Source organism: Paraburkholderia sp. CNPSo 3272 (assembly GCF_024206495.1).
Lineage (GTDB): Bacteria > Pseudomonadota > Gammaproteobacteria > Burkholderiales > Burkholderiaceae > Paraburkholderia.
Map to the genome: position 1 here is coordinate 133,052 of NZ_JAMBPQ010000019.1, position 8,137 is coordinate 141,188.

Annotated in this window: 3 protein-coding genes and 3 pseudogenes; 5 read left to right on the forward strand and 1 reads right to left on the reverse strand. The window is 57.2% G+C overall.

From position 1 onward, the window contains the following. Positions 1-70: 70 nt before the first annotated feature. The 5 genes and pseudogenes from M3I53_RS22725 (at position 71) to M3I53_RS22745 (ending at position 7,820) form a co-directional block, all read left to right on the forward strand. Entirely contained in the window at positions 71-3,757 is a 3,687-nt protein-coding gene (locus M3I53_RS22725; protein WP_254318097.1) for an AAA domain-containing protein, read from the forward strand. Beyond that, a complete protein-coding gene (locus M3I53_RS22730; RefSeq protein ID WP_254318098.1) occupies positions 3,754-5,508 on the forward strand; it encodes a phospholipase D-like domain-containing protein in 1,755 nt (584 codons plus the stop codon). The genes M3I53_RS22725 and M3I53_RS22730 overlap by 4 nt, the downstream gene beginning before the upstream one ends. A 64-nt stretch (positions 5,509-5,572) precedes the next feature. Then, complete coding sequence (locus M3I53_RS22735; RefSeq protein WP_254318099.1) at positions 5,573-5,968, forward strand: PD-(D/E)XK nuclease family protein; 396 nt, start codon at positions 5,573-5,575, stop codon at positions 5,966-5,968. A 244-nt stretch (positions 5,969-6,212) separates the two neighbouring features. Continuing rightward, positions 6,213-6,995: pseudogene (locus tag M3I53_RS22740) on the forward strand (tyrosine-type recombinase/integrase); the annotation flags it as partial. A gap of 525 nt (positions 6,996-7,520) precedes the next feature. After that, a pseudogene (locus M3I53_RS22745) lies at positions 7,521-7,820 on the forward strand (H-NS family nucleoid-associated regulatory protein). A 123-nt stretch (positions 7,821-7,943) separates the two neighbouring features. On the opposite strand, the pseudogene M3I53_RS22750 reads toward M3I53_RS22745, so the two are convergent. Beyond that, a pseudogene (locus tag M3I53_RS22750) lies at positions 7,944-8,137 on the reverse strand (IS481 family transposase); the annotation flags it as partial.

The window sequence follows — 8,137 nt, forward strand, 5'->3', positions numbered from 1 at the left end:
TTGCAGCGGGTGAAAGCCGCCATGTCGACGCCGGGTTGAACGCTTCGTTGTCGAAGGCAGGCGGGGTTCGTTGACAGGTGTCGAAGTGCTCAGGCTTCACGCGCGCAAATCTGGCGATGGGCTCGTAGCTGGCGACACTTCAGGGCAATATTTTCATAAAACAATTGATGTGATCGGGAAACATACATTCATGAGAGAGCCAGGAGCAGAAACCGGACCGTTGGCCGCGGGCCGGTTCGTACCAGATATGGAAGTTCTTCAGGCGGGTGACCCGAAGACAGGGCGGGCAAATGTCCGGACGGGCTCGGACGTTCAGACGGGCGCCCGGGTCATCATAAAGCGATGGGAACGCAATAGCGCCTCATCCGATCCAGTGATCCAGGAAATCTGGCGCCAGGAAATCAGACAGATTCATCGATTGATGGGTTATCCAGGTGCGAAAGATTTCATCGCACCGCTGGTCGATTCCGGATTTGATGAAAGCGGCTTCTACCTGATTCTCGGGCCGGGTCAACGTTTACCGCTTCCTGTCATTCTCGACCACGTCGCGTCGAATCACTGGTTGAAGCAGCCACGCCTGGAGGCGAACCGGTTGCAGATCTGGAGCAACCTGGACCGGATAGCGTCTGGCCTGAGTCTTTTGCACGTGCAGGGTCTGCTGCATCGCAATCTGGACCAGTGGGCGATTCTCACTTCTGGCGAAGACGACTTTGATTTTCAGCTTAGTGGGTTTGAATGGTCCGTGCGACTTTCCAGCGCCGCTCGGATTGTACCGTTGCAGGACAGTAACATGGCCGGCGACCGCAACGTTCATTCATTTCTCCAGGACTGGTACGCCTTCGGTGTTCTCGCCACGACGCTGCTGGGGATTGACGCGAAGGTTTTCCTCGAACGAAAGACGGACGACGGGCGCGATGCAGCGGCTCATCTCACGGGCCTCGAGCGCGCACTCATCATGCGTTTGCTCCGTGCCGATCCGTTCAGTCGCGTCGATGGCGACTCAGTGCGTCAGGAAATTGCAGCAATACAGAGCGGCCTGAGGGCCATCGTCGAAAGACGCGAGGAAAGGCTGTGCCTCACCCCGAGCCTGGGAATCGATTCGAGAGTTTCACAGGCGATTCGGGCAGCGTCCGACCGGACAATTGACACTGAGGACATCGAAGCGCAGTTGGAATTCATCGCGGGCGATATTGCGGAAGGTGCGCAACTGGTTGTCGCTACCACTCATGGCGAGAACCCTGTGCGCCGGCATCTGCTGATCGGACGCGTCCTCGTCTACCAGCTCAGCGCATACCGACATCAGGGCCCCACGGGGAAAGCGCCGCCAACATGGGCGATTGCCTTGTGCGACGGCATCTCGAAGCAGCGGCCTGTCATCGCCGACATTATCGGCCAGAAACGACTCGCAAATGGATCCGTCGACCTCGTGAAGCTCTCGGAAATGGGCGTCCGTTTTCCGAAGCTCCAGGGCCGAACTGGTCATTGGGATAGACAGGTACAGATATCAGAAGACAAAGGACTAGGCGGACATCGGCAATATCGCGCGCTCCTCCTTGTCCAGATTCTTGAAGCGTTGCATATCGCATCCGAGATCTGGCCGGTGAAGGTGCACTCGGTCGAGGAAAAGCAGGGAAAGTACACCGTCGCCCTGATCGCTCGCGAAGATCGGGAGCGATCCAAGCTGTCGGCTGCTCTCGGACTGAGAGAAACCGCTCTCAGAATGCAGGAGGCGTTTGGCGCGGATCAATGGCAGTCGGAAGAAGCATGGAAACTGACCGACGTCGGCGTGCTGGGCGAAAAGGAGACCGGACGCCACGAGTGGAGCTTTTTGGAGGTAGTCGAAAAGTCCGGCGAGCCCGTTACCTATCTCTTCGAAGGAAACAGCCCAATGGAGGTAGGAGAGGAGCTGTTTCTGAGACGCAGCAACTATGTTGGCACCGACCGGTTGCTGAACCGCCGTGTCAAGGCGTTGCTCGCGTTGCGGGAGCATGCGGAACTACTCGACGCGCTGGAAGACCCTCGAGGAGTCGTGCGGCCAACTCATGAAATGCCACGCGAGGACGAGCAGTTCCGGCAACTGGACGAATCAAAACAGGCCGCGCTGCATGACATTTGGGCGGTGATGCCACTTTATCTGCTGCAAGGGCCACCCGGTGTCGGAAAAACGCGGCTCGTGCGGGAGCTGGTCCGGCGGAAGATCGCCGAGGACCCAAGTGCAAGGCTGCTGCTTTCCGCACAAAGTCACGACGCAGTAGATCATTTGTTGCAAGAGATCGACAAGGAATTTGACACTGGATCGGATGATCTTCTGATCGTGCGGTCACGCCCGCGAGATGATAAGCGCCCTCCGGGCAAGTACGATCTTCACAAACAGGCTGGCGAGTTATTGAGGCGTGTTACCAAGGGGCGCCTGTTCGTCGACCTGCCACCCAATATCCGCACCAAGCTGGATGAACTCGATCCCGAACAGTTGGCAGCAGCTACCGAGGATTCTGACCCGATGGTATTGCGGCGCGCCGACCGGTCAATCGAGGCACTGCTGCTTCGTGCTGCAAACCTGGTATTCGCGTCGACCAACGCCCGCGACCTCGAGCGCCTGATTGAGGAGCGCTCCCAGTTTGACTGGAGCATTGTAGAAGAGGCGGGCAAGGCGACAGGTCCAGAGTTGCTAGCACCTTTGTTGCTGTCACATCGACGCCTGATGATTGGTGATCACAAGCAGCTTCCACCGTTCGGTGCAGATCGGCTGCAAAGTCTCCTAGGTGACCCGGAGGCGATACGACGCGCACTAGAAGTGGGTACATCGCTGGTCGGCTGGGTCTTTCGGGAAGCGGGACTGGACGAGATCATCGATGACTCCAATGCGATCGATGACTTCGCGGCCGCATGCGGCGACGCCGCCGCGGCACTGGTCATGTTCGAAACATTAATCGAGCAATCGCTACCGAAGAAGGAAAACACGAAAAAGCGGCGCGAGGTCGCGAAGCAGCTTTCATTTCAGCATCGCATGCACCCCGCCATTGCAAACCTCGTTTCCACGACATTCTATGACGGCGAACTGCATACGCATGCGGGCACGCTCGAACGCTACACAAAGGAAGCTTCGCCATTTGATATAGCTGTCAACGACGCTCGCGTGACTTCCCCGATCGTGTTTGTCAACATGCCATTTGTTCAAAGCACGATCGGCAAACAGGATATCGAAAAGCGACCACGCTATTACAACGACGAAGAGATTGAAGCGGTGATCGATATCCTCTCAACGCTAAGGGTCAAGGCCGGTGGCGCGAAACCAAGCGTAGCCGTTCTCGCTCCTTATGTTGAGCAGGTAAAGCGGTTGCGGAACCGATACTTCGAGGAACGAAAGCTGCGGCTTGCCGAGTTGTCCGGCTTCTCGTTCGAGGGCGGTGTCGATACTCCCGTCGGGACGGTTGATTCATTCCAGGGTAACGAAGCCGATGTCGTCATCGTGTCGCTTGTTCGCAATAACGCTCGATCCGGAAAGAGGGCGTTGGGCTTTCTGGCCGATCCCCGTCGCATGAATGTTCTGCTCAGTCGGCCAAAGTGGAAGTTGTTCATTGTGGGCAGCCGGGAATTCCTCGAGACGAGGTTTGATGCCAAAACAGACAACGGTGACCTCGACTTTCTTCGCCGAATGCTTGGATCGTTAAAAACACAAAGCGAGACCAGGTCGGTCAATGATGTTGTAGACGTCAGTTTCGTCAGCCCCGCGATCTTCGGCAAGGACAAGAAATGAGCGTACGTATCGCAATACCCGTGTACTACTCGACGTTAAAGCTGCATATCGAGAAGGGGCGCCAGTGGAATGCCATCGAGCACATGCTCCTGTACGCAGTCTGGCGCGAACCGTTGACGGGGCGTCAGCTTGCCGACCTGTCGAACACTCCGATCCGGCTTGTCGTGGAAGTCATGATTCGGCTGATGCGTGCTGGTTGGGTTGAACTGACAAGCGAAGACGACTGCGACCAGTTCAGGGCCACTGCGGCCGGAAAAGCTGTGGTGGATCGTGAAAACCTTCCCGCGATCACTCGACCCGGCACCCGCTGGGCCAGCTTTGCGATTGATCGGGTCACTGGTGCGGTATTCCGCGCACGAGACCTGACGCTATACAACAGATATACCTTTGACAAGCTGTCGAAGGGAGGTGAGATCCCAACACTGGATCAGGAATCAGTAGAGCCGACGATGCGCCAGGACGCCATCATCTCGACACTGCTGGACGACGACGAGCAGTGCACTCACGTTGACTCAGGGGCCGCACGTCTCGCTGATCGCTTCGCTGTCGTTTCCGTTACGGGAGAAGTCATCGAGGGGCTGCCCCCGCGTGCGCCCGAGAAACTGAGGCAGAAAATTCTCAGCCTTGCAGCAACAGTTCACGGTTCCGATCAGCAATCGGGCGCAGCAATCATCCAGAGCGCGGAACCGACGCAAGCACCGACAATCGACGTTCGCTTCGACAGCGGAGACTTCATTGTGGGAGCGGAGGAACACCGTCACCTCATTGAGTTCATGCTTAGACGGGCGCGCTCCAGGGTCATCATACATTCAACGTTTTTGAACGAAGACGCTTTCAAGCGTCTGCTTCCCCTGATGCACGACGCGGCAAAACGCGGTGCACAGATTGACATCCTGTGGGGGAAGCTGGATTCAGATGATAGCGGCGCGGCAGCAAAAATCGCAGCCAATTGCAGGTCTCTCATAACAACAGAGGAGCTCAGGCAGCGCATCACCATCCATAGCTATTCGACGGGTTCGCATGCAAAGATACTTGTGGCGGATAACGGCAAGGGGAACTTCGTCGGGGTACTCGGTTCGTGCAACTGGCTCAATACGGACTTCAAGGGTATTGAGGCATCGTTGAGGTTCACTGCGCCGTCCGTAGTGGCGGAGATGTTGGGCATTCTTTCAAAATTGGCAGGAGGGCCGAGTCTCAACTGGTCGCCGTTTTCCACCGATCTCGCCGCTCTGGCCTGCAAGGTGCGAGCGACGACAACCGGGACGGCTTCTGGGGTGGCCGCGAAAGCGAAGTTCATCTTTGGCGCGGAACATGCTCGTAGTGTCCGGGAAGCGAGAGATGCGGCGACGTCAAGAATAGTGGTGGTTAGTCACCGGTTTAGTCACAATGCAGAAACGCTCGTCCTCATCCCTGCTAAAGTCGCCCATCGTGAAAAGAACGTCAACATTCAACTCTACTATGGACGATTCGACGGGACGGACGACGGAGCCGTGGCTGCCACTCTCGAAAGGCGAGCCATCTCTGAGGGCGTCAAATTCGATCAAATACTAGATCCAAGGCTCCATGCCAAGATTCTCGCGTGGGACGAGGATTCAGTGGTCGTCAGCAGCCAGAACTGGTTGTCGGCGGACCCGGGTGACGACGCGCACACTTCCGAGATTGGAATATCCCTGAGTGGCAAGGGTCTCGCTAAAGAACTGGTGGCACAACTTGAAGCCAAGATAGGGAAAGCGACTCAGATAACGCACTGACGGTATAGCCGGCAGGCACCGACGGTGTCTGTCGGCATCGTCCTGACTCGCCTACTCCATACCGATGAACATTTTCTACGCGCTTTCCGAAGGACGAGGCCGGCTAACTGAGACGAACCTCAGTGCGTTCGCGGCCTTCCTGCTAGCGTCTAACAAACCGCACGGCCTTTCCAGTACCTTCTTCCCCGCCTTCCTTACGGAGGTCGCGAAGTGGAGTGGTGAGCCAAAGCGCTTCAGCGCTGCGCTGTCGCATCCGCAACTGACAGTTGAAGTCGGGTTGGAGAAGAAGTACGACAAACCGTTGTCGCGTATCGTTGGCGTCGAGATTCAGTTAACGACCGGCGATGAGGACTCCCAGCAGGCGGTCCATCGCATCGTCATCGAAAACAAGGTGAAAGCTGGAGCTGCGCAGACACAGCAACTGGCCGAGCAGTTTGCCTGTATCAGCGAAGCGCCCTGAAGGGAGCAAAGGATCATCGAGATCCACGGAAACACTTATCCAGCGCGGCGGGAAGCCGCAAAACACGATGGAAGAGTTATGGTTGAAAGTTGTAGAAATCGGAAGCTATTTGGTTAATCGACTGGTCCCAACTACTCCGTTTTCGTTCGGAACGACTTCAAAACGGAAGTTATTTGGTTAATTTTTCGGAAGCCAATCGAGTTCCTCTACAATCTTCCTCTCCAGGTTGCTGATTTTAAAGCGATTGATCGTGCGGATCCTTCAGCCGATCTGGACGAAGAAGGCAGAGAGTGCACGCGGCCGCATCAAGGCGATTCTCGACGCAGAGACGGTACTGGGTCATCGCACCGGCAGCAATCCGGCACGCTACGTTGACCGCCTGCAGCTTGTGTTGCCGCGGTCGAAGAAGCGCTCGCAGGTGAACCACCATCCTGCCCTGCCTTGGGAGGACTTGCCAACGTTTATCCGCGAGCTTGAGCACCGTCCCCGGCGGGCGGCACGTGTGTTGCATCTGCTCATCCTTACAGCGACGCGCACGAACGAGGTGCGTTTCGCGCGGCCGGAGGAGTTTGACCTGGACGCCCGCACGTGGTCAATTCCTCGTGATCGTACAAAGAGCGGGCGGCCGCTTCGCGTACCGCTTTGTGATCGAGCTGTCGAGATCGTGCGCAGCGCATTGCCAAAGTCAAAATACGGTTACCTGTTCCCGGGTTGCAAGGAAGGGCGTCCGTTGTCGAACATGGCGATGCTGACGCTTCTGAGACGCATGTCACGACACGGAATCACCGTACACGGTTTCCGGTCGACGTTCCGCGACTGGGTTGCTGAATGTACGGACTACCCCGATTCGCTCGCTGAGGAAGCTCTGGCTCACGTCATCGTATCGCAGACAGTGGCGGCCTACCGGCGTCGCGACCAGCTCGAGCGTCGGCGCCAGATGATGGAAGACTGGGGACACTATTGCGGAAGCCGGCGCGAGAGCGTAGCGACAGCTGGGGAACCTGTGTCGCAACCAGTTGCGGCCTAGTGTTCCTCTCTAAACGTGACAAATCTTCACTCGCTCCGAGTGTCGTTCGCGATCACTGGGGCTAGATGCGAGAGGATCCTCGAGCGTGGTTGAGAGAAAACCGTGGGGCGATGGGGAATGCCATCCGGCCCACCATTCGCTATTCCCTCAAGCTCCAGCGTGTGCCGTTAGGGTCACGGAAGCCCATGCTGGGTGGGCTTCTTAGGCCCTCCACTGTTCCGCCGTTCGCTGCCTTGCCCGTTTACTTCCCCTGTTATACATCTTCACGAATCGTCCGAACCCGGTGGCGCAAAAAGCCTTGAGCCATCGGGGATCGAGACGATCGTTTAGGGGAAGCTTCGGCCGCTCCTATCGGACGGTGCGAAGCGATCATGGGTGTACGAACCGTTCTGATTCCGTTGCCAGCGGTAGACCGACCACGGCGGATTCTGTATCCGGGTCAGGCTAGTCAGTGGCTAGTTTGCGACCGTGCCGAATTCACGCAAGCTAGGATCGCCATCACCGTGTCAAGTGGAGGGGCGAATCTTGGCGACATTCAAGGAACTGAACGCACAAATGGCCGTGCTTGAGGAGCAAACGGTTGCTGCACGCGCAGCGGAATTCGAGGAGGTGCTTGCGGACGTCAGGACCAAGGTCACCGAATACGGATTTACCAAGCGGGATATCTTCGGGCGCGGGCGGAGCGGACGCTCGCCAAGACCCGGCGGCGTGGTGGCCCCCAAATACCGGGACCCGAAAACGGGAGCGACGTGATCGGGGAGGGGGCGTGCACCTAACTGGATCAAGGACGCGAAAAACCGCGACAGCTACCTCATTCGAGACTGATGTCAACGCGGTGGTCCGCCGCATCGGCCAGATGACCCTGACCGACCCGTTGCTGACGGTCGTCTTCTGTGTATTAGCCGGGACTCGATCTGACAGGTAGTCGGGCCGATAGAAAGGAAGCGATCAATGGGGAATGAGTTTCTCCTTGGCCAATTCCAGCGAATCGAGAAAGGTGCACATCGGTGTCTTGCCGTAACACCAACGCCCCTGATGCTCCCGTTCATTGTTGTACTGGTCGAGCCACGCATCAAGGTCCGTCTGCAAGGTGGCAATCGATTCGTAGATCTTCTTGCGAAAAGCGATGCGGTAGAACTCGT